The organism is Hyalangium versicolor (assembly GCF_020103695.1).
Taxonomy (GTDB): Bacteria; Myxococcota; Myxococcia; order Myxococcales; family Myxococcaceae; genus Hyalangium; species Hyalangium versicolor.
Genome location: NZ_JAHXBF010000003.1, coordinates 110,681 through 129,107 on the forward strand (window position 1 = coordinate 110,681; position 18,427 = coordinate 129,107).

Consider the following 18,427-nt stretch of genomic DNA (forward strand, 5'->3'; position numbering starts at 1 on the left):
CCAGTCCGTGCACCGGGCTGTGAAAACGAGAAGGGCCCCGGAGTCTGGCTCCGGAGCCCTCGAGTCACGCGCTCACAGTCGGTTCAGCTGCAGCCACTGGTGGCGCCGCAGTTGGAGCACTTGTAGCAGGCGCCGCTGCGCACCATGATCGCGCCGCAGGTGTGGCAGGGCGGGGCGTCCGCCTGGTTGAGCCAGGTGCTCTTCGGCGCCGTCACCACCGGGAGCTGCGCGACGGCCGGGTCCACCTTCGCCGTGCTGGGCTTCGACTCGATGGCCACCTCGGCCTCGTCCACGAGCTGCTTCGGCAGGAACTTCAGCTCCAGCCACCGGAAGATGTAGTCGGTGATCGACTTGGCGATCGGGATGGCCGGGTTGCCCGTGAAGCCGCTCGGCTCGAAGCGGGTGTGGCAGAACTTGTCCGTCAACACCTGCAGCGGCACGCCGTACTGGAGCGCCAGCGACACGGAGGTGGCGAAGCTGTCCATCAACCCGCTCACCACCGAGCCTTCCTTCGCCATGACGATGAAGAGTTCGCCCGGAGTGCCATCCTCGTACATGCCCACCGTCAGGTAGCCCTCGTGCCCGCCGATGGAGAACTTGTGCGTGATGGACTGCCGCTCGTCCGGCAGGCGCCGCCGCACCGCCTTCGGTTCAGGCTTCACCGCGGGAGCGATCTCCACCGCCACGGGGGCCGCCACCTTCGTGTCCTTCACCTGTTCCTTCGAGGTGTTCAGCGGCTGCGTCCGCTTGCACCCGTCGCGGTACACGGCGATGGCCTTCAGCCCGCGCTTCCACGCTTCCATGTACGCCTTCTCGATGTCCTCCACCGTGGCGTTGGAAGGCATGTTCACCGTCTTCGAGATCGCCCCCGAGAGGAACGGCTGGCACGCCTCCATCATCTGGATGTGGCCCATCCAGCAGATGCTCCGCTGTCCCTTGGCGGGCTTGAAGGCACAGTCGAACACGGGCAGGTGCTCGGACTTGAGGTGCGGAGCGCCTTCAATGGTCTCCTGCTTGTCCAGATACCCGATGATGTCCTGCGCCTGCGTCTGCGGATAACCCAGCTTCTCCAGTGCGAGCGGCACCGTCTGGTTGACGATCTTCAGCATGCCGCCGCCCACCAGCTTCTTGTACTTGATGAGCGCGATGTCCGGCTCGATGCCCGTGGTGTCGCAGTCCATCATGAAGCCGATGGTCCCCGTGGGCGCCAGCACCGTCACCTGGCTGTTGCGGAAGCCATGCTCGGCGCCCAACGCGAGCGCATCGTCCCACGCCGCCTTCTGTGCCGCATACAGCTCCGTGCTCACGCCCTGGGAGGCCAGTTGGTAGGCCGCCTTGCGGTGCTTGCGGATGACGCCCAGCATGGGCTCGGCGTTCTTCGCGTAGCCGGAGAAGGTGCCCTGACGTTCGGCGATGCGCGCGCTCGCCGCATACGCCTGCCCGCACATCAGCGAGGTGATCGCGCCCGCGTAGTTGCGGCCCTCGGAAGAGTCATACGGCAGGCCCGTGGCCATCAGCAGCGCACCCAGGTTGGCGAAGCCCAGTCCCAGAGGGCGGTACTCGTGGCTGTTCTTGGTGATCTTCTCCGTGGGGTACTTGGAGAAGCCGACGATGATCTCCATCGCCAGCAGCATCACGTCCACCGCGTGCTTGAAGGCGGAGACGTCGAACTCGCCATCGATGGTGCGGAAGTGCATCAGGTTCAGCGAGCCCAGATTGCACGCCGAGTCATCCAGGAACATGTACTCGGAGCAGGGGTTGGACGCATTGATGCGCGCGGTGGCCGAGCACGTGTGCCAGGCGTTCACCGTGGAGTCGAACTGCATGCCCGGGTCGCCGCACAGGTGCGCGGCCTCGGCGATCTCGCGGAACAGCTCGCGCGCCCGGAAGGTGTCCATGGGCCGGCCATCGCGCACCGCGCGCGTCGTCCACGCCCCGTCGCTCTCCACCGCCTTCATGAACTCGTCCGTCACTCGCACCGAGTTGTTCGAGTTCTGGAAGAACACGGAGGTGTACGCCTCGCCGTTGAAGGACGGATCGTACCCGGCCTCGATGAGCGCCCAGGCCTTCTTCTCCTCCAGCGACTTGCAGCGGATGAAGTCCAGTACGTCCGGGTGCTCGGCGTTGAGGATGACCATCTTCGCCGCGCGCCGCGTCTTGCCGCCGCTCTTGATGACGCCGGCGAACGCGTCGAAGCCCTTCATGAAGGACACCGGGCCGGACGCGGTGCCACCACCGGCCAGCAATTCCCGGCTGGCACGCAGGGAGGACAGGTTGGTGCCCGTGCCCGAGCCGTACTTGAAGAGCATGCCCTCCGTCTTGGCCAGCGTGAGGATGGACTCCATGTGGTCTTCCACGGAGTTGATGAAGCACGCCGAGCACTGCGGGTGCGGTTCGACGCCCACGTTGAACCAGACGGGCGAGTTGAACGACGCCTTCTGCCGCAGCAGCAGGTGGGTGAGTTCCGCGTGGAAGGCGTCGCGGTCCGCCTCCGCCGCGAAGTAGCTGCCCTCCACGCCCCAGGAGGTGATCGTGTCCACCACGCGCGCCACCAGCTTGCGCACGCTGGTCTCCCGCTCGGGAGTGCCGGGCGCGCCCCGGAAGTACTTCGAGGCCACGACCACGGTGGCCAGCATGGACCAGGACTTGGGGACCTCGATCTGCTTCTGCTCGAAGACGATCCGCCCGTCCTCACCGGTGATTCCCGCGGAGCGGTACTCCCAGGCCAGCTCGTCCGCCGGATCCACGCCCGGCGTCGTGAAGACGCGCTTCACCGTCAGCCCGGTGGTGCCCTTCGCTTTCTTCGCCGCCTTCTTCCCATTCACCGCCGGCTTCGAAACGACCAGATCCTTCTCCATGGACCGACCTCCGGTACTGCGCGCGATTTCACTGAAAGTGTGGATGCAAAACTTTGCAGAATCCTCAACCCCGCGAGATCTCTGAGGAACCTACCGGTCGGCGAGGAAGGGCGCCGACTCAGCGGGGAGGGGATTGCTCGGACAGCAGCGCAACACCCAGGCGGCGGGAGGAGTGCCTTCGAGGGCAACCCCTCCGGTCCAGAACACGAACTCCATATCCTGTGTCCCTCGCTGTACTACCCACAATATGTGGTGGGTTCGCCTGTGTTGCTACCACTCCCTGCTCGCCGGAACTGCAGCCGGACGTGGCCGGCAGGGCGCGCGGTTCTAGAGCCGGTGAGCGCCCGAAATCAAGATGCGTCGCGTGGAAGGTATTGAGATGGCGAGTCATGTATGGTCACAGTGGGAGCTGAGTCTGATCACAAGCAGATATTTGCTGTGAGTCTGCGCATGGATCCGACCGCTGGCTAGTGGCCCGACAGGCAGCAGGGAGGGGGAGGGCGCAGGCGGTGGTCGCTTTCGGACAGGGTGTGCGTTAGGAGGAGAACGTCATGGCTCCTCCATTCCAGCGCCACATCTTTGTGTGCACGAACCGCCGTCCCGACGGCCACCCCAAGGGCTGCTGTGCCTCCAAGGGCAGCGAGGAACTGAGGGCTGCCTTCAAGACGGAGCTGGAGAAGCGCGGCATCAAGGGCCAGATGCGCGCGAACGCCGCGGGCTGTCTGGACACCTGCGCCTTCGGGCCCTCGGTCGTCGTCTATCCGGAAGGAGTCTGGTACGGCGGCGTGAAGCTGGAGGATGTGCCCACCATCGTCGAGGAGCACCTCATCGGTGGGCGTCCGGTGGAGCGGCTGCTGATGTTCAAGAAGAAGGAGCCGCAGGCCCAGGCGGCGGTGAAGCCCGTATCGGAATGATGGGCGGAGTCCCCGGGGATGGAAGCCAGAACGATCGTCCTGATCAAAGCAGTCACCGGCGGCTCCAAGACGGACGAGTACACGGAAGACTTCGATGCGTACTCGGAAGACTTCGATGAGGTGAAGCTCGGCGAGTCCCTGGCGCTGGGCTACCTCAAGGCGTTCCTGGAGTCACAGGGCAGACCGTGGAAGGTCGTCGTCATCAACCCGCTGATCGGCACGCTCTCCGCGGAGGCCGTGGCGGCGCTGACCGACGAGCACCAGCCCTTCCTGGTTGGCATCTCGCTCGTCTACCAGTGGCACCGGAACTTCGCCTTCAAGCTCGCCAGGCTGATCAAGGAGAGGCTGCCGCGGACGCACATCGTGCTCGGTGGCCTCTACACCTCGTCGGACTGGAAGGGGCTGCTGGAGCGCGGGGCCGGTCGCTTCGACAGCATCTGCCGAGGAGAGGGTGAGCAGACCTTCCTCGAACTGGCGGATGTGTTGGCTGCGGGAAGGGAGTGGCGCGGGCTCCACGGGCTGGCGTACCTGGATCAGGGCACCCCGGTCTTTCATCGGCGGCGGCGGCGCATCGAGGAGCTGGAGCGGCTGCCTTTTCCGGATCGCGATCAGCTGCCGGGCATCCTCGGAAAGGGAGGAGTGATCCAGCTCGAGGCGAGCCGGGGCTGCAACGCCGGGTGCACGTTCTGCGACGTTCGTCACACGGGATGGATCGGTCGTCCGCCGAACCATCTGGTGGATGAGCTGGAGCAGCTGGCGGCGCGCCATCCGGATCACGAGGTGTGGTTCATCGACAACATCTTCATCGGGTTCCGAGCGGACCGCTTCGAGCGAGCCGAGAAGATCGCCGACGAGATCATCCGCCGAGGGATCCGGGTGCGGTTCTCCCTGCAGGATCGCGCCGACAACGTCGAGCGGGGCGTGTTCCTCAAGCTGAAGGCCGCGGGGCTGAACCGGGTCTATATCGGCATCGAGTCGTTCTCCGAGTCCGCGCTGCGCCGATGGCAGAAGGGCACCTCGGCCGTCACCAACAAGAAGGCGCTGCACACGCTCAAGGAGCTGGGGATCCTCACCCAGTTCGGGTTCCTGGTGTTCGATGGGGGAACGACGCTGCAGGAGGTCCGGGAGAACATCGAGGGGTTGCGCGAGGTGGCGGCGGACAACGCCTACCTCCACATGCACAACTTCAACGAGCTGATCCCCTATGCGGGGACGCAGTTGGAGCAGGAGTACATCCAGGAATACGGGCACGCGCCGGACAAGAACAGCCGGACGCCGTGGCGCTTTCCGGATGCGCGGGTCCGCGTCTTCCGGGACTGGGCGTGGAAGTACCTGTTCCACCTGTGGCCGGTCAGCGAGTTCGTGTTCCACAACTTCGACGACCAGCTTTTGCAGCCGGACTTCCCGGCGATCCTGCCGGCGAAGAACCGCTGTTTCGTCGAGTACCTGGAGTCCCTCTACGAGCGTGTCTCGGAGGAGCGCCCGGAGCAGGAGCTGTGGGAGCTGTGCCGGTCGGCGGTCGTGGCCACGAAGGAGGCGCTGGGAAGCAGCCTGCGACAATGGGCCAACTCGGAGACCCGGGCGAGAGCAGCCGAGGCGATCGGCTCCATCTCGGAGAAAGTCACCCTGCCGGATTGAGCATGGACCGGCGGGAGCGGGCCACCCAAGAAACTGTGTGAGTGGCCCGCGAGACTGCGCCTGTTAGCGGCGGCGGCCGAGCAGCCGGATCAGGGCGATGAACAGGTTGATGAAGTCCAGGTACAGCATGAGCGCGCCCACGATGCTCACTGTGGCGGCGGAGCTGTAGCCGTGATTGGCGTGTACCTCGCGCAGCTTCTGCGTGTCGTAGGCAGTCAGCCCCGAGAAGATGACGACGCAGGCGCAGGAGGTGACGAAGGCCATCATGTCGTTCTGCAGGAAGATGTTGATCACGCCCGCGACGATGACGCCGATGAGGCCCATGAAGAGGAAGGCGGACCAGCCGCTCAGGTCCTTCTTGGTGAACGTGCCGTAGAGGCTCATCGCGCCGAAGATGCCGCCCGTCAGGAGGAAGGCCTGGCCGACGGATCCCTCGGTGTACGCGAGCAAGTAGACGGACATCGTCACGCCCGTGAGCGCCGCGTAGGCGACGAACATCACTCCGGCCACCGGGCCCGACAGCCTGGGCGCCGCGAACGAGAGCGCGAACACCAGGCCCAACTCCGCTAGCAGCAGCGGAATGCTCCACGAGAGGGCCAGCTCCCACCTTGCCCGGCTGCTGGCGGTGTACACTGCCATTGCGCCGGTGATGAACAGGCCGGCGAACATCCAGCCGTAGACGCGCGACATGAACGCACGCCGAGACTCCTGAATCTGGGCGGCGTTGAGCTCCTCTGGGGAGGTCGTCTGCCAGCCGTTGGTTTCCCAGGCCATGGTGAGCTTCTTCCTTTCGAGCGCCGGGAAGACCCCGGCGATGCCCTTCCTTTATAGCGTGAAGAGAGAGTTGACGCGCCATCCGCTGTCGAGCGAGCGCCATCCCTGTCTGTCCTGCTGCGCGTGGAATTCGTGGCTCAGATGGCCTTCCAAGCCATCAGCAGCTTGTGGGCGACTTCGGAGGTGATGAGGGGCAGCACGCCGCCGCCACCCATGATGTTGACGATCTCGCCCATGGAGCCACGGCACACGCCGCCCCAAGCGGGCTGCTTCGACAGCCCCACCGAGGCGTAGGCGGAGTAATCCACGAAGAACGACGAGGGCAGTACGCCGGTCTCGGTGCAGACGAGGTGGTCCTCGGGAGTGGTATCGACAACCTCCTGCACCACGTAGCCACCGCCGGTGGTGTCCGTGATGGCGCGCTCGCACAGCTCCGCCCACGTGAGCGGGCCGCCGTAGAGCGCCTGGGCGCGCTCGTTGTAGGGGACGCTGCCCACGGAGCGGCCGAGGAACACGGCCTTGCCACCGTAGTCCCAGGCGCGCTTGATGACGAAGCGGTGGGGCTCGGCGACGACGGCAGCCACCAGATCCTCCAGCTTCTCGCCACCGGGCCCCACGCCGGGCCCGCGTCGGAAGCGCCGCGTCCAGGGTACGCAGGCGCGGATGGCCTCCAACTCGTCGGGGCTCAGTCCTGCTCCGTCGGCGAGATCGGGATCGGCCACGGCCTGGGAGAGCAGGGCGAACGTGGTCTTCACCTCCATCTGCGAGGTGGGCGGATTGAGGAAGACGGCCTTCTTGCCCGGCACCGTCCCCAGGAAGTCCTCCATCCAAGGCGACGGAGTCTCCTCCAGCCGCCGCACGAAGAGGTGGCGGTAGACCAGGTCGTACTTCTTGCCGTTCACGATGAAGGCGTCATCGCCAGACACCTCGTCCGGGTGGACGACGTCCGCATCCGCGCCGTACTCCCGGAAGCGCTCGGCCAGGTAGCGCAGCTCGGTGATCTGTGAATCGTTGCGGCGGCAGAGCAGGGCGATGGTGTCCGGCATCTTCCCGCCGCGCTCGGCCGCATACCCGTCCAGCAGGGCGCGGTAGAGCGCCAGGGCGTTGCTCCCATTGAGCGTGAGCAGCGCGTGGATGGCCTTCTCGGGGTAGCCGAAGTGGCGCGCCACCACCTCGATGAAGGTGCGCGCCGCGATGTCCGAATACCCCTGCATCGCGGGGATGGTGGTGTTGATCTCCAGGGCCCGCGGCTGGCCCGCGGTGTTCACGAAGAGATCCACCCGGGTGGTAGCCAGCCGGGAGACCTGTTTCCAGGTGCGCTCGCAGATGGCGCGCTCGAGGGGAGAAAGCGCCCCGAGCAGCACTTCGCTGGAGCCGCCGTTGAGCACCGCGTCGGACATCTTCAGCGTGGCCGAGCCCAACCGTGCGGCCAATTCGCCGCGGCGGCGGATCTCGGCGGCGTCGAGGATGACGGGGGTGGCGGTGACGGGGATGGGGCGCGTGGTGCCATCCTTCTGGGTGACTGCCAGGCCTCGCTGGTAGGCCGTCCGGGCCAGCTCGGCGCCAAACTTGGGCGCCTGGAACCGCAGCACTTCTAAAAGTTCATTCACAGGGATAGATCCTCATTCCCATGGCCAAGACACTCGAATTCTTCTTCGACTACGCCAGCGTCTACTCCTACCTCGCTTCCACCCAGGTGGAAGAAGTGGCAAAGCGTACTGGAGCAGAGCTTCGGTGGCGTGTGTTTCTCTTGGGCGCTGTTTTCAAGGCTGCGGGGAACGTGTCACCCGTCACCGTTGCGAGCAAGGCGACTTATCTGGTCAAGGATCTCCAGGACTGGACGAGCTACCTGGGCCTGCCGCCGTTCCAGATGCCGTCCAACTTTCCCTTCAACTCGTTGAAGGTCAACAGGCTTGGATTGGTGGCGGCGGAGGAGGGGAAGATCGCCGCGTTTTCACACGCCGTGTACCGCGCGGCCTTCGCCGACGGTCGGGATCTCAACGATCCGGCGGTGATCGCGGAGGTCCTGCACTCGGTGGGGCTGGATGCGGAGAAAGCCCAGGCTCGCGCCGAGACCCAGGACATCAAGGATGCCCTGCGCCGCAACACCGAGGAGGCTATTGCGCGCGGCGCCTTCGGTGCCCCGTTGTTCTTCGTGGGGGAGGAGATGTTCTTCGGGAACGACCGGCTGATGTTCGTGGAGCGCGCACTGCGCGCGGGGTGAGGCCCGAGCCGGACGCACCGCGAGCGCGAGTGCGATGGAGTGCGCCGGGTGGAAAGATCCACCTCCGGTCTTGCACCGCCCCTGGACCTGGCTTACAAACGCAACTGCTGTTCATTTAGGAATTCGTGGACGTGAGCTTCCCTGCCCATCCCCCGCTGCGGAGTGCCGCTCGGACGCGCCTGTTGGCGCTGCCGTTCGTGGCACTGTGTGCGGTGGTGTACCTGGGCAGCGCGGTGCACTTCGCCCTCGTCCAGCACTCCACGTGCCTGGAGCATGGTGAGGTCATCCACGTCGATGAGCTCCGGGCCATCGCGCAGCCCGCGGAGGTGGAGGTCGCCTTCACCGACGAGCGCGTTGCCCGGTCGAGCCAGGGCGTCACGCTCTCCCACGGCGCCGAGGCTCACTGCACGCACGCCTTCCTGCGCCGGGAAGGGCTGGCTCCCTCGGCCAGCATCCTGCTCGCGCCAGAGAAGGTGGCCGAGGTTCGGACGACTCCCTCGCTGGAGCAGCTCGTCCCAGAGCCCGTAGCCCGGCTCCGGCTCGCACCCAAGTCTTCTCCGCCACTCGTCTGAGCCACTCGGAGCACGTCCGCCGTGCGGCACCTGTGCGCCGTGCGGGAGGGATCCGGCTGCCGCCGTCGCACGCTCGTGGCGCTCCCTGCACGTGAGCCACGCCGCGTGTGTCACCCTCGGCTGACGTGAGCTTCCGGCGCGCGTGGGCTTCCGCCTCGCGTGAGCGCTCCCGCCATTCCTCTCCCTTTGTCGCTTGTCGCGAGTCGTGTGCCAACGCTCCTGCCTCAGGAGCGCGGTGCTCCCTTGCGCGCTGATGCCGTACCGCAGTCCTACCCGTGGAGTCACACATCATGAAGATGAAGCTGTTGTCCGCTGTCCTGCTGTTCGCGTCGCTGTCCGTGGGTTGTGGAGAAGAAGAGGAGAGCATCGACTCGGAGGGGTGCGAGCACCTGCAGAAGGGCCCCTCGACTCCGGTCACCGCGACGGCCTCCGCTACGGGCGCGCCCGCGGTGAGCAACGATCACCGCCGCTACGACATCTCGCTGATTGATGTCACGGGCGGGAAGGGCGGGTCCGTGTCCTTCGCCGTGTCGGAGGCCATCGACTACATCCTCTTCACCAACGCGGATGTTCCGGTGACCGTCAAGGACGCCAACGGCCAGACGATCGCGTTCGAGGAGAGCGCCAAGAGCTCCACCGAGTGCTCCGACATCAAGGGCCGGTTCACGGTGCCGCTGGCCGTGGGCACGCAGACCTTCACCTTCGGGCCCACCACCGCGACCTCCGTCTCGCTCGTCATCGAGGAGGCGGGCGGGCACGACCACGAAGACTGAGTTCGTGAGCGAAGCACGGCTGTAACCGAGGTGGGGGGCATCCGGCTTCCCTCTCGCAACCGAGGGGTGGGCCCGGGCCTGCCTCTCCTTGCAGTTCTCCTGGAGATGAAGATGGGCAGCTTCCAACAGTTCCTGAATGACAAGCAGATCGACACGAAGGCCCTCACACGCCTGTCGGCGCAACTCGAGGCTCACTCGGAGGAGGATGCCGGGCTGGTCCACAAGCGCTGGGCGAAGCGGCACGACAAGGATACGCAGGCCAAGTCCTATGCGGAGCTCGGCATCGCCAAGCCTCGGAGTGGGCGGGGCGTGAGCGCGCAGCAGCTTCGAGCGGCGCTCGCCGATCAGCCGCTGCCTCCCCGCGTGCGAGGGAAGATCGTGCGCGCGGTGAATGCCGTGCTCGCGAAGGAGGGCGGGAAGCCCGTCACGCACGCCACCCTCTTCGGGGATGTCCGGCACCGCCAGGGCGTCAAGCCCAAGGCGAGCTGAGGGCCCGGCCATGAGCACGCCCCTGCCACCCATGCTTTCCTTGGAGCTCCGCCGCGACGCGGAGCGCCTGTTCGAGACGACGATGTGGTGCCTCGGGAGGGATGTGAACCACCCGGAGGGCAATCTCCTGCTGCGGCGGGGGTTGACCCGCGAGCGCCCACCCGAGGGTCAGCGCGGGAGCAGCGTGTACAGCGCCTCTTTCTCGGGAGGCGGGGGCGTCGAGCTCTGGGCCTTTGGAGTGCTGTGCCACGACGGCGGCGAGGCCACCTTCATTCGCCGGGAGGGCTTCACCCCCCTTCTGGTGGACGTGTCCCGAGTGGCTTGGCCCGTCTTCGAAGCGGAGGCCCTGGGGGGCGCCCAGCCTCCCAGCACGGATGGCCAGCAGCGGCGTTGCCGGGCCGCCGTGGTGACGCTGGCGGAGTGGCTCGCCCGATATGAGGAGTGGGTGGTGAAAGAGGTAGGCCTCTCGTGGCGCCGCGAGTGTCTCGCGCAGCGCCGCAAGGCGCCTCCTGTGGCCGCCGAGGAGCTGGCCGCTGCGTGGTGGCGGCTCTCCTCGCGCACCCGCCTCCTCGAACTCGCTTTGAACGACTTCATCGCCCCTGCCGTTGGGGCTTGAGAGGACCGCATGTTGGCTCGATTGCTGCGAATCGATGGCTCCCCGCTCTTTTCCCGGAGTGCGTGGGAGGATGTCCCGGACTCCGAGCTCCCCACGCCGCCGCTGCGCGAAGGTCTGGGGCAGGCCCACCTGCCGGTGTCCACGCGAGTTCCGCTCGCGCAGGCGTACTTCGATCAAGGTCTGCGTTTGCTGCACATGGGGTGGGGAGCCGAGGCACGGCGGGCCTTCGCGGAAGCGTCTCGGCAGGATCCGAGCCTCGCGATGGCGTGGTGGGGACTGGCCCTTGCTCGTGGTGCGGGAGGCCGGTTCGCCGCGGACCGCTCCGAGGCTGTTCGCAAGGCGCTCGCGCTCTGCGAGGGGGCGACGGATCTGGAGCAGCGCTACATCGTCGCGGCGAGCCTGCTGGCCGACAAGGGGCCCGCCAATGGGCGCCTCGCCTTCGTGCGGGAGATGGAGTGTCTCATCGACTGCCATCCCGACGACGCGGAGGCGCGGTTGCTGCTCGCGGGCTTCCTGCTGGAGGGGTACGAGGCCGATGGGCGGCCTGCCGCGGGTCAGCCGTATGCGCAGACGCTCCTGAGAGATCTGCTGCGCACGCACCCGCTCCATGAGGGCGTCCACCTCGCCTGGGTGTCCGCCATGATGGGAAGCCGCCGGCCTGAAGCCGCGAAGGAGAGCGCGCTGTGGCTGCTGGAGCTCTCCGAGAAGGTCAGCCCGTACCTGCTGGGGGCGGGGCGGCTGCTGCAGCGGATCGGGCTCACGCAGCAGGCGCGTGAGGCACTCCAACTCGCGGTGGAGACGGATGATGCCTGGCTCGCTCAGGAGTCGCTGCCGGTGAGCGCGGCGCCGTTCGCTGCCGAGGCGATGCGGTTCCTGGTGTCCGCCTGCGCCGAGGCGGGGCAGTACAAGGAGGGTCAGGCCTGGGCACGCCGCTTCCGAGGCCGTGTGGAGGCGACCGGGGACGGGCAGGCGGCGCTGCTGGCGGCGAGCACTCTCTCGAGCCTGCACCTGCGCTTTGGCTTCTGCCGAGCGGCGGCGGAGGTGCACGGAGAGGCTGCGGCGGAGGCTCCTGTCGCCGAGCGAGGTCTGCTCGAGGGCTGCCGCTTCTACACCCGAGGGCTGAGTGCCTTGGAGGCCGGGCGGCTCGTGGAGACGGAGCGGGCATGCGATGCGCTCGATGCGCTGCAGCGGTCGCTGGTCGACGCGCGCCGGGTCGAAGGGGCTCGCCTGTGTCCTCGCGACGTGGCGCGAGTGGTGGAGGTGGCTGCGGACGAACTGCGCGGCGCACTGGATGCCCGTCGAGGTGACCCTGCCCGGGCGGAGGCGACCCTCATCCGGGCCATTCGCCTGGAGCGACGCCTGCGCACGGCGGGGCCCACGCCATTCTCCCGGTCCGCGAGGGAGACGCTGGCCCGTGTGCGCATGCGCTTCGGGCGGGAGGCGAAGGCGCTGGAGTTGGCACGTGAGCTGGTGTCGGAGCGGCCCGCGAGCGGCCATGCGCGTCTGCTGGTGGCGGAGGCCCAGGTGGCGCTGGGCCGCTACTCCGAGGCCCTGTCGGACTTCACGGCCTTCCTCGAGTGCTGGCGCCAGGCGGACTCTCACCTGCCTGAGCTACAGCGGGCGCGGGTGTTCATGGCCGGGCGTGGACGCCACCTGAGCGTGGTCGGCGCAGGGCCGAGCACGGAGGAGGAGGAGCCCCGGACCCTCCGGGCTCGAAGGAGGGTCTCGGGGTGAGCCCCGGGATTGTTCCCAGCGAGAAACCGGTCCCGTCCTTTCAGCGGGTGGGATCGAGCAGCCTGCGCAGCTCGTGGATGAGCATGGCCAGCAGCACCAGGAGGCTGGAGAGCACCGTCTGCGAGCCGCCAACGGGGTAGTCATAGAAGAAGGCGAACAGATAGCCGCCCACCCCGGAGATGCACCCGGCCAACGTGGCGATCAGGAACGTCCACCCCAGCCTCAGATCCAGGATCAGCGCGGCGATGGCCGACAGGGTGGAGAAGGCGAACACAGGGAGTGAACCCAGCGCTCGGGCCGACACGCCCACCATGACGCCGATGGACACCATCACCACCGCGTCCAGCAGCCGCACGGGAAGCCCCTGCACGCCCGCGCCAATCCGGTCGAAGCTGGCGAAGGTGAGGCCTCGGTACCACCACAGGTGCACGATCATGACGAGCCCACCGACGATGGCCACGTGGGCGAGCTGCTCGGGCGTCACCAGCACCGCGGTGCCGAAGAGGATGCCTTGGATGTCATGGGCCTCTTGCGCGATGCGGTCTCCTACCAGCACGGCCGCGCCACCGGCGAATGCGAAGGCCAGACCCAGCAGGCTCTCGCGAGTGAGCTTGAGGCGGGAGGGGTCCGTCATCAGCAGCATCGTGGCCGCCAGGGATAGGGTGGTGGCGCCCAGCGTCGGGTCCACCTGGAAGCCCAGGTGGATCTCCGCGAAGAACGCGAGCGCCACGCCCAGGCCGGCCGCGTGGGTGGTGGCGGCGCTGACGAACACCATGCGCCGCAGCACCACGTAGACGCTCAGGAAGCCGAGCACGCCCCCGGCGATGAGGGCGCACAGGATGGGATCTCGGAAGAGATCGAAGCTGGCCTGGAACTGCTCCCACTTCGAGGGGTCAACCGTGGACGTGTCCAAGGTGGGTTCCTGTTTGTGCGCGAGCGCAGTACTCGTCTCCGTACTGGTGGCGGAAGGAGGGGTGGCAAAAGACGGTCTTCGAGTCGCCAACGATGACGGACGGTGTCTCCCGGTCGAGGAAGACCATGGTGTCGGCGTGCTCAGCGGCCAGCGTCAGGTCGTGGCTCACCACCACCACGGCCATGTTCCGCTCGCGCGCCAGGCGGACCAGGCGCTTCATGGTCTCCTTCTCGGCCACGGCATCCATGGCGGCGGTGGGCTCGTCGAGCAGAACGAGGTCCGCTTCGCTGGCGATCACCCGGGCCAGCAACGAGCGTTGCTTCTGTCCCTCGGACAGCTCGCGGTAGGGACGATTGGCGAACTCACGTGCGCCCGCGGTGTCGAGCGCCGCATCCGCGATCTTCCGGTCCTGGCGTGAGGCGAAGGGGTTGAGGAAGTTCCACCCCACGAGCCGTCCCCAGAGGACCATCTCCTTGGGGCGCATGGGCAGCACGGAGTCGATGCCCACCGTCTGCGGGACGTAGGAGCACCGCAGATCGGGCTTGTTCTTCACGACGCGGCCGGACACCGGGGGCTGCATGCCCAGCAGCGTCTTGAACCAGGTGCTCTTGCCCGAGCCGTTGCGACCCACCACGGACACGAAGCTGCCGCGGTGGATCTGGAGGTTGAAGGCCGGCAGCAAGGGCGTCTCGCCAAAGCCGACGGCCAGTTCCTCGCAGCTCAGGAGCAGCTCGGTGGTCCGAGCTGGAACAGGGGCTTCAGGAGGCGAGACGGATTCATCGGGCTTCACGCTGGACCTCCGTCTGGGGGGACTGCTCGGAGAGGCTCTCGAGGAGCTCGGCTCGCACGGCGTCGTTGGCAGGGGAGCTCAGGTCTACGGTGCCATTCGGATCGGGCGTCGCCGCTGCCCAGTCCAGGGGATCGAAGACCGCGGGTGTCAGCTGGAGCCCCAGCGCGAGCAGCACGCGCGGATCATGTTCCCGGTCCGAGGGGACATCGAGCGCTCCGGTGAGCACCGCGACGGGATCGGCATGGGGGCCGGAGGTCGTCAGCTCAAGACGGAAGGGGCGCTCGCCGCTGAAGCGGGGAGTGGCTCGTCCATCTCGCACGGTGCCTTCGAGGCGCAGGGATGTCACCGTCCATTTGGCGCGGGAGAGGTTGGTGCGAGGCAGCTCGCAGTCCGGCTCGCACGCGGGTGTGCGGGTCTCCGGGGCCAGCAGATCCACGTCACCCACAGGCAGGCTGGCGACGGTGGAGGCCGTGGCGCCTCCGCCGGAAAGCTCGGCCTCGACCTCGTCATAGGGGACGAGCGCGCCGTCTTCCCGATCGCAGTGCCCGTTGTGGCAGATGGTGTAGCCCGGAGGTGGGTTGGCCGGATCGAAGGTGCTGGGGCCACTGGCGCTCGCGCTGCCGAGCAGCTCGATGCGCTCCAGCCGAGCCTGCGCGGTCGTCAAGCGCACCTGGTAATCGGAGCTGAGGCGCTGGTAACCGTTGCCGGCGTCGCGAGAGGAGATCGGCGTGTACTCGGCGCGGACGGAAGGCTCGAGCACGGCGAAGCCCTCGCCGGCCTCCCATGCGCAGCCTGTGGAGAGCAACAGGGGAAGGAGGAGATGGACGCGCATGATCAGCCCCCCTTGCTGGCCGCGAGGCCCTGCTCGATTGCCTTCACGAGCCGCTCCATGCGCTGGACGTACGTCTCTCCGTCGCGGAAGTTCGCGCCGCTGGGGAGGATGACGAGGCCCGCGGGGATCTTCGAGGCCACGAGCTTGGAGGTGGAGTCCGGGTAGTACTCCTCCTGGACGACGAGGCGCGCCTTGCGCTGCCGGCCCTGGGCGAGCACCTGGGCCACGTGCGAGGGCGTGGGCGGGATGCCCGGCTTGGGCTCGAGGTACGCGATGGTCTCGAAGCCCAGCCAGTCCCCGAGGTAGGCCGTCGTCTTGTGGTACGAGATGACGGGCACGCCGCGCAGCGCGGCCAGGCGCTTCTCCCAGTCGGCCTGAGCGGCCTCCACGCTCTTGGTGAACTGCGCCAGGTTGGCCTGATAGGTGGCGGCGTTCTTCGGATCGAGCTGTGCCAGGCGCTCCTGGATGCCGCGGGCCACGGCTACGGCTGCCCGGGGATCATGGAGGTAGTGCGGATTGCCACCGGGGTGCACGTCACCCTGGCTGCGGTCGACCTTGACGGTGGGGGCTTCGAGCACCTTCACGAACTGGGAAGCGTCGAGGTAGCCGGGGTTGCCGGACTGGATCTTCGCGTTGCGTGCGCCGAGCTGCAGCGTGGGCAACCAGCCGATCTCCAGATCCAGGCCCACGACGACGAGGAGATCCGCCTTGTTGAGCGCGAGGGCGAGGTTGGGCTTGGCATCGACGAAGTGGGGATCCTGCGTGGGCAGGGACAGCGTCGTCACCGTGGCCTTGTCGCCGCCGACGGCCTTGGTCAGCGCGGCGAGGTCCGGCACGGTGGTGACGACGTTGAGGTCCGCGCGAGCGGGGAGGGCGAAGAGGCAGCAGAGGGCGGCACTCAGTGCCGCGAAACGGAAGGAATTCATCGGAAGGTCTCCAATGGAAAGGGATCAGAAGGCGTGGGCGCCATGCGCGCCCACCACGGCTTCGAGGGTGAGGAAGACGGAATAGTCGGGCTCGTCGCGCCAGCCGGCGCGGTCGGTAGCGGCCTGCAGGCGCAGCCGGGAGAACTCGGTGGGCCAGAAGGTGACGTTGGCGGAGATGCGCTGGCGGGTGTCGGTCCACTCGGGATCGAGCGGATCGGCGGCGACATGGCCGTCCTGGTCATGCGCGGGCGTGCCGAACTCGTAGCGCGCGGCCGTGGCCCACCGCTTGGCGAAGCGCCAGAGGACCTGGGCGTAGCCGTTGTAGTCGGTGAGCACGTCGTTGGGGACCTGGCGGCGGCGGTAGAGCAGCTCCGCCTGCAGGGCGACGATGGTGTCGCTGGCCACGGTGGTGGGGCGGTACTTGAGATAGATGTCGGTGCCGAAGACGTTGGTGTAGTTCCGGTAGCCCGTGGAGTTGGGCCCGGTGGCCGAGGACAGGCCCCACATCAGCGACAGATCGTCCGAGATCGGGAAGAACTGTTTCACTGCGCCGGTGAACTGGAAGTCGAGCGGCGACACGACGCGATCGCCGCCGCCGCCCAGGAAGCTGCGCGCGGTGCCCTCGCCGGTGGCGTCGGTGGCGGAGCCCACCAGCTCCACGTACCAGGGCAGCGGGGTGAGCCAGGATGCCTCGAGCCCCAGGCCCCGGTTGCCCTCGCCGCCGAAGACGCGGCCGATGGCGAAGGGCTGGTCGGCGAAGTCCCACGCGTGCGGGTGCGTGGAGTTGAGGCGGCCGAAGCGGGTGAGGAACTGGCCGGCGCGGACCTGCAGGTTGGCGGGCAGATCCAGCGTGGTGACGTACACCTCTTCGATCTCCACACCCGCGGGGGCGAAGACGATGTTGCTGTCGAAGCGGAGGTACGGATCCACCACGCTGCGGACGCTCAGCTCGAGTTGCTGGAAATTGAACCCGTTGGTGTTCGGGTCATGCCCGCCCTGCTGCAGGGGCTCGTCGGAGGTGAAGGCCGCGAGCGCCATGTCGAGGACGAAGCTCAGATCGAGCCACTGGTTGTTGGCCCCCACGCGGACGGAACTGGTGGAGACTTCCACACCGGAGCTGGCGGGAGCGGGGGCTGGGTTGGTCTCTGTCCCCGCCGCGGCCTTGTCCTTACCGAGAGCAGCCTCGATATCGGCCATATCATCCGCGCTGGGTTGCACTTCGGAGGAACCCGTGGCGGGCGGAGGACCCGCGTCGGACGGTGGCGGGCCGGCGTCGGGAGTGGATTCCTGAGCGGCGGCAGGGATTGCGTACAACCAGAAGAGGCAGGGAACGACAGTGAAGATGCCGGCAGGCCGGCGTGAAGGGGAAGGCACGGAATGACTCCTCGGAACCGGACGCCCGACAGACGGGCGTCGACTCACAGCAATCGCTTCGGGACGCTAGGAGCGCGCCGGGGGCGACAGCTTGGGAGCGGTGGCGAGGATGGGAACCGAGGTGATGGAGCGAGGCGGCGCTGTGGCGAGCACGCTCGTGCCGAGGCACGCCGAGATCGCCACCCACGCTTCCGAGGACTGGGCATCTCCCCGCGTGTCGGCCGTCTGAAGAGGACAGGCCTCGTGCGTGGGGCGTACCGAGTCCACCCCCGTCTCCCTGCGAAGGGCGGAGAGCAGGGGCGTACTGCTGGAGCTACGGGACTGCCACTGCCCTGATCCGCGCGCCGTCTCCTCGAAGGTCTGGTGCTCCGGGCAGAAGCGGTGCGCATGCTCCCGGGAGTGAACGACGGCGACCACGGGCTGCACGGCCCACAGCGCGACGAGCAGCGTCGCGATGAAGCTCCGGAGGGTGGCGATGCGGTCGATCATCGGGGGATAGGTTAACTTGAATGCTCTACTGACGGACTCCGGAGGTGTCAAGGCAAGCCGACGGGCTGGTGACACCTCCATGGATGGGAATTCCTATCGATTTTTCGATGGGATGACTCAAAGACCTCGGCTGTTGGAGCGCATCGCGTGGAGAGACAACCTGCCGGGGAATACATTCCGGTTGCTCACCTGTCGGACCTTGATGCGAGAGGCCGGACGGTGGTGCAGGTGGAAGGGGACCGGGTGGCCATCGTCCGGATCGAGGGCGAGTTGTTCGCCTTCCAAGACCGCTGTCCTCACAGGGAGGGCTCGCTCTCCGAGGGGGATCTGGAGGGGTACGTGATGCATTGTCCCCTGCATGCCTGGCCTTTCGATGTGCGGACGGGCCTCTGCCCTGTGATTCGAGGTGCTCGGATTCGCACCTATGCCCTGCGCGTGGTGGGAGAGGAGATTCAGGTGGCTCCTTTCTCGGGTAGGGTGTCGCCCCCCTGACGTCTTCAGCCAATGAAGG

The 18,427-nt window shown here is 67.3% G+C and carries 18 protein-coding genes; 9 read left to right on the top strand and 9 right to left on the bottom strand.

The window, feature by feature from the left end; translation table 11 throughout:
• Positions 1–83 precede the first annotated feature (83 nt).
• Positions 84–2,858 (bottom strand): vitamin B12-dependent ribonucleotide reductase, encoded by a 2,775-nt coding sequence (locus KY501_RS06870; protein ID WP_224361805.1) that lies wholly within the window; start codon positions 2,856–2,858, stop codon positions 84–86.
• A gap of 551 nt (positions 2,859–3,409) precedes the next feature.
• Here KY501_RS06870 and KY501_RS06875 point away from each other — a divergent pair.
• Both KY501_RS06875 and KY501_RS06880 read left to right on the top strand, forming a co-directional pair.
• On the top strand, positions 3,410–3,772 hold the full coding sequence (locus KY501_RS06875) for a (2Fe-2S) ferredoxin domain-containing protein (RefSeq protein ID WP_224361806.1): 363 nt from the start codon (positions 3,410–3,412) through the stop codon (positions 3,770–3,772).
• Positions 3,773–3,790: 18 nt separating this feature from the next.
• The gene (locus KY501_RS06880) at positions 3,791–5,410 is read left to right on the top strand and encodes a B12-binding domain-containing radical SAM protein (RefSeq protein WP_224361807.1); all 1,620 of its coding nucleotides are present in this window, start codon (positions 3,791–3,793) and stop codon (positions 5,408–5,410) included.
• Between the two features lie 63 nt (positions 5,411–5,473).
• Here KY501_RS06880 and KY501_RS06885 read toward each other — a convergent pair whose 3' ends face one another.
• Positions 5,474–6,184 carry a Bax inhibitor-1/YccA family protein gene (locus KY501_RS06885; RefSeq protein ID WP_224361808.1) on the bottom strand — a complete coding sequence of 237 codons (711 nt, stop codon included), beginning with the start codon at positions 6,182–6,184 and terminating at the stop codon, positions 5,474–5,476.
• 137 nt (positions 6,185–6,321) lie between these two features.
• Complete coding sequence (locus KY501_RS06890) at positions 6,322–7,794, bottom strand: hypothetical protein (protein ID WP_224361809.1); 1,473 nt, start codon at positions 7,792–7,794, stop codon at positions 6,322–6,324.
• A gap of 20 nt (positions 7,795–7,814) precedes the next feature.
• On the opposite strand from KY501_RS06890, the gene KY501_RS06895 reads away from it, so the two are divergent.
• The 6 genes from KY501_RS06895 (at position 7,815) to KY501_RS06920 (ending at position 12,592) form a co-directional block, all read left to right on the top strand.
• Positions 7,815–8,408 (top strand): 2-hydroxychromene-2-carboxylate isomerase, encoded by a 594-nt coding sequence (locus KY501_RS06895; RefSeq protein WP_224361810.1) that lies wholly within the window; start codon positions 7,815–7,817, stop codon positions 8,406–8,408.
• Between the two features lie 131 nt (positions 8,409–8,539).
• Positions 8,540–8,980: a hypothetical protein gene (locus KY501_RS06900; RefSeq protein WP_224361811.1), complete on the top strand. Its 441-nt coding sequence runs from the start codon at positions 8,540–8,542 to the stop codon at positions 8,978–8,980.
• A 290-nt stretch (positions 8,981–9,270) separates the two neighbouring features.
• Entirely contained in the window at positions 9,271–9,753 is a 483-nt protein-coding gene (locus tag KY501_RS06905; protein WP_224361812.1) for a hypothetical protein, read from the top strand.
• Between the two features lie 111 nt (positions 9,754–9,864).
• On the top strand, positions 9,865–10,242 hold the full coding sequence (locus tag KY501_RS06910; RefSeq protein WP_224361813.1) for a hypothetical protein: 378 nt from the start codon (positions 9,865–9,867) through the stop codon (positions 10,240–10,242).
• Between the two features lie 10 nt (positions 10,243–10,252).
• Positions 10,253–10,858, top strand: coding sequence for a hypothetical protein (locus KY501_RS06915; RefSeq protein ID WP_224361814.1), 606 nt, complete (start codon positions 10,253–10,255; stop codon positions 10,856–10,858).
• 9 nt (positions 10,859–10,867) lie between these two features.
• Entirely contained in the window at positions 10,868–12,592 is a 1,725-nt protein-coding gene (locus KY501_RS06920) for a hypothetical protein (protein ID WP_224361815.1), read from the top strand.
• 40 nt (positions 12,593–12,632) lie between these two features.
• Here KY501_RS06920 and KY501_RS06925 read toward each other — a convergent pair whose 3' ends face one another.
• The 6 genes from KY501_RS06925 to KY501_RS06950 form a co-directional block, all read right to left on the bottom strand.
• A complete protein-coding gene (locus KY501_RS06925; protein ID WP_224361816.1) occupies positions 12,633–13,505 on the bottom strand; it encodes a metal ABC transporter permease in 873 nt (290 codons plus the stop codon).
• A complete protein-coding gene (locus tag KY501_RS06930) occupies positions 13,486–14,295 on the bottom strand; it encodes a metal ABC transporter ATP-binding protein (RefSeq protein WP_224361818.1) in 810 nt (269 codons plus the stop codon). Before KY501_RS06930 ends, KY501_RS06925 begins: the two co-directional genes overlap by 20 nt.
• Positions 14,282–15,127 carry a hypothetical protein gene (locus KY501_RS06935; protein WP_224361820.1) on the bottom strand — a complete coding sequence of 282 codons (846 nt, stop codon included), beginning with the start codon at positions 15,125–15,127 and terminating at the stop codon, positions 14,282–14,284. Before KY501_RS06935 ends, KY501_RS06930 begins: the two co-directional genes overlap by 14 nt.
• A 2-nt stretch (positions 15,128–15,129) precedes the next feature.
• Complete coding sequence (locus tag KY501_RS06940) at positions 15,130–16,053, bottom strand: metal ABC transporter substrate-binding protein (RefSeq protein WP_224361821.1); 924 nt, start codon at positions 16,051–16,053, stop codon at positions 15,130–15,132.
• A gap of 24 nt (positions 16,054–16,077) precedes the next feature.
• Positions 16,078–17,427 (bottom strand): zinc-regulated TonB-dependent outer membrane receptor, encoded by a 1,350-nt coding sequence (locus tag KY501_RS06945; RefSeq protein ID WP_224361822.1) that lies wholly within the window; start codon positions 17,425–17,427, stop codon positions 16,078–16,080.
• A 66-nt stretch (positions 17,428–17,493) separates the two neighbouring features.
• On the bottom strand, positions 17,494–17,916 hold the full coding sequence (locus KY501_RS06950) for a hypothetical protein (protein ID WP_224361823.1): 423 nt from the start codon (positions 17,914–17,916) through the stop codon (positions 17,494–17,496).
• A 147-nt stretch (positions 17,917–18,063) separates the two neighbouring features.
• On the opposite strand from KY501_RS06950, the gene KY501_RS06955 reads away from it, so the two are divergent.
• The gene (locus KY501_RS06955; protein WP_224361824.1) at positions 18,064–18,408 is read left to right on the top strand and encodes a Rieske (2Fe-2S) protein; all 345 of its coding nucleotides are present in this window, start codon (positions 18,064–18,066) and stop codon (positions 18,406–18,408) included.
• Positions 18,409–18,427 lie beyond the last annotated feature (19 nt).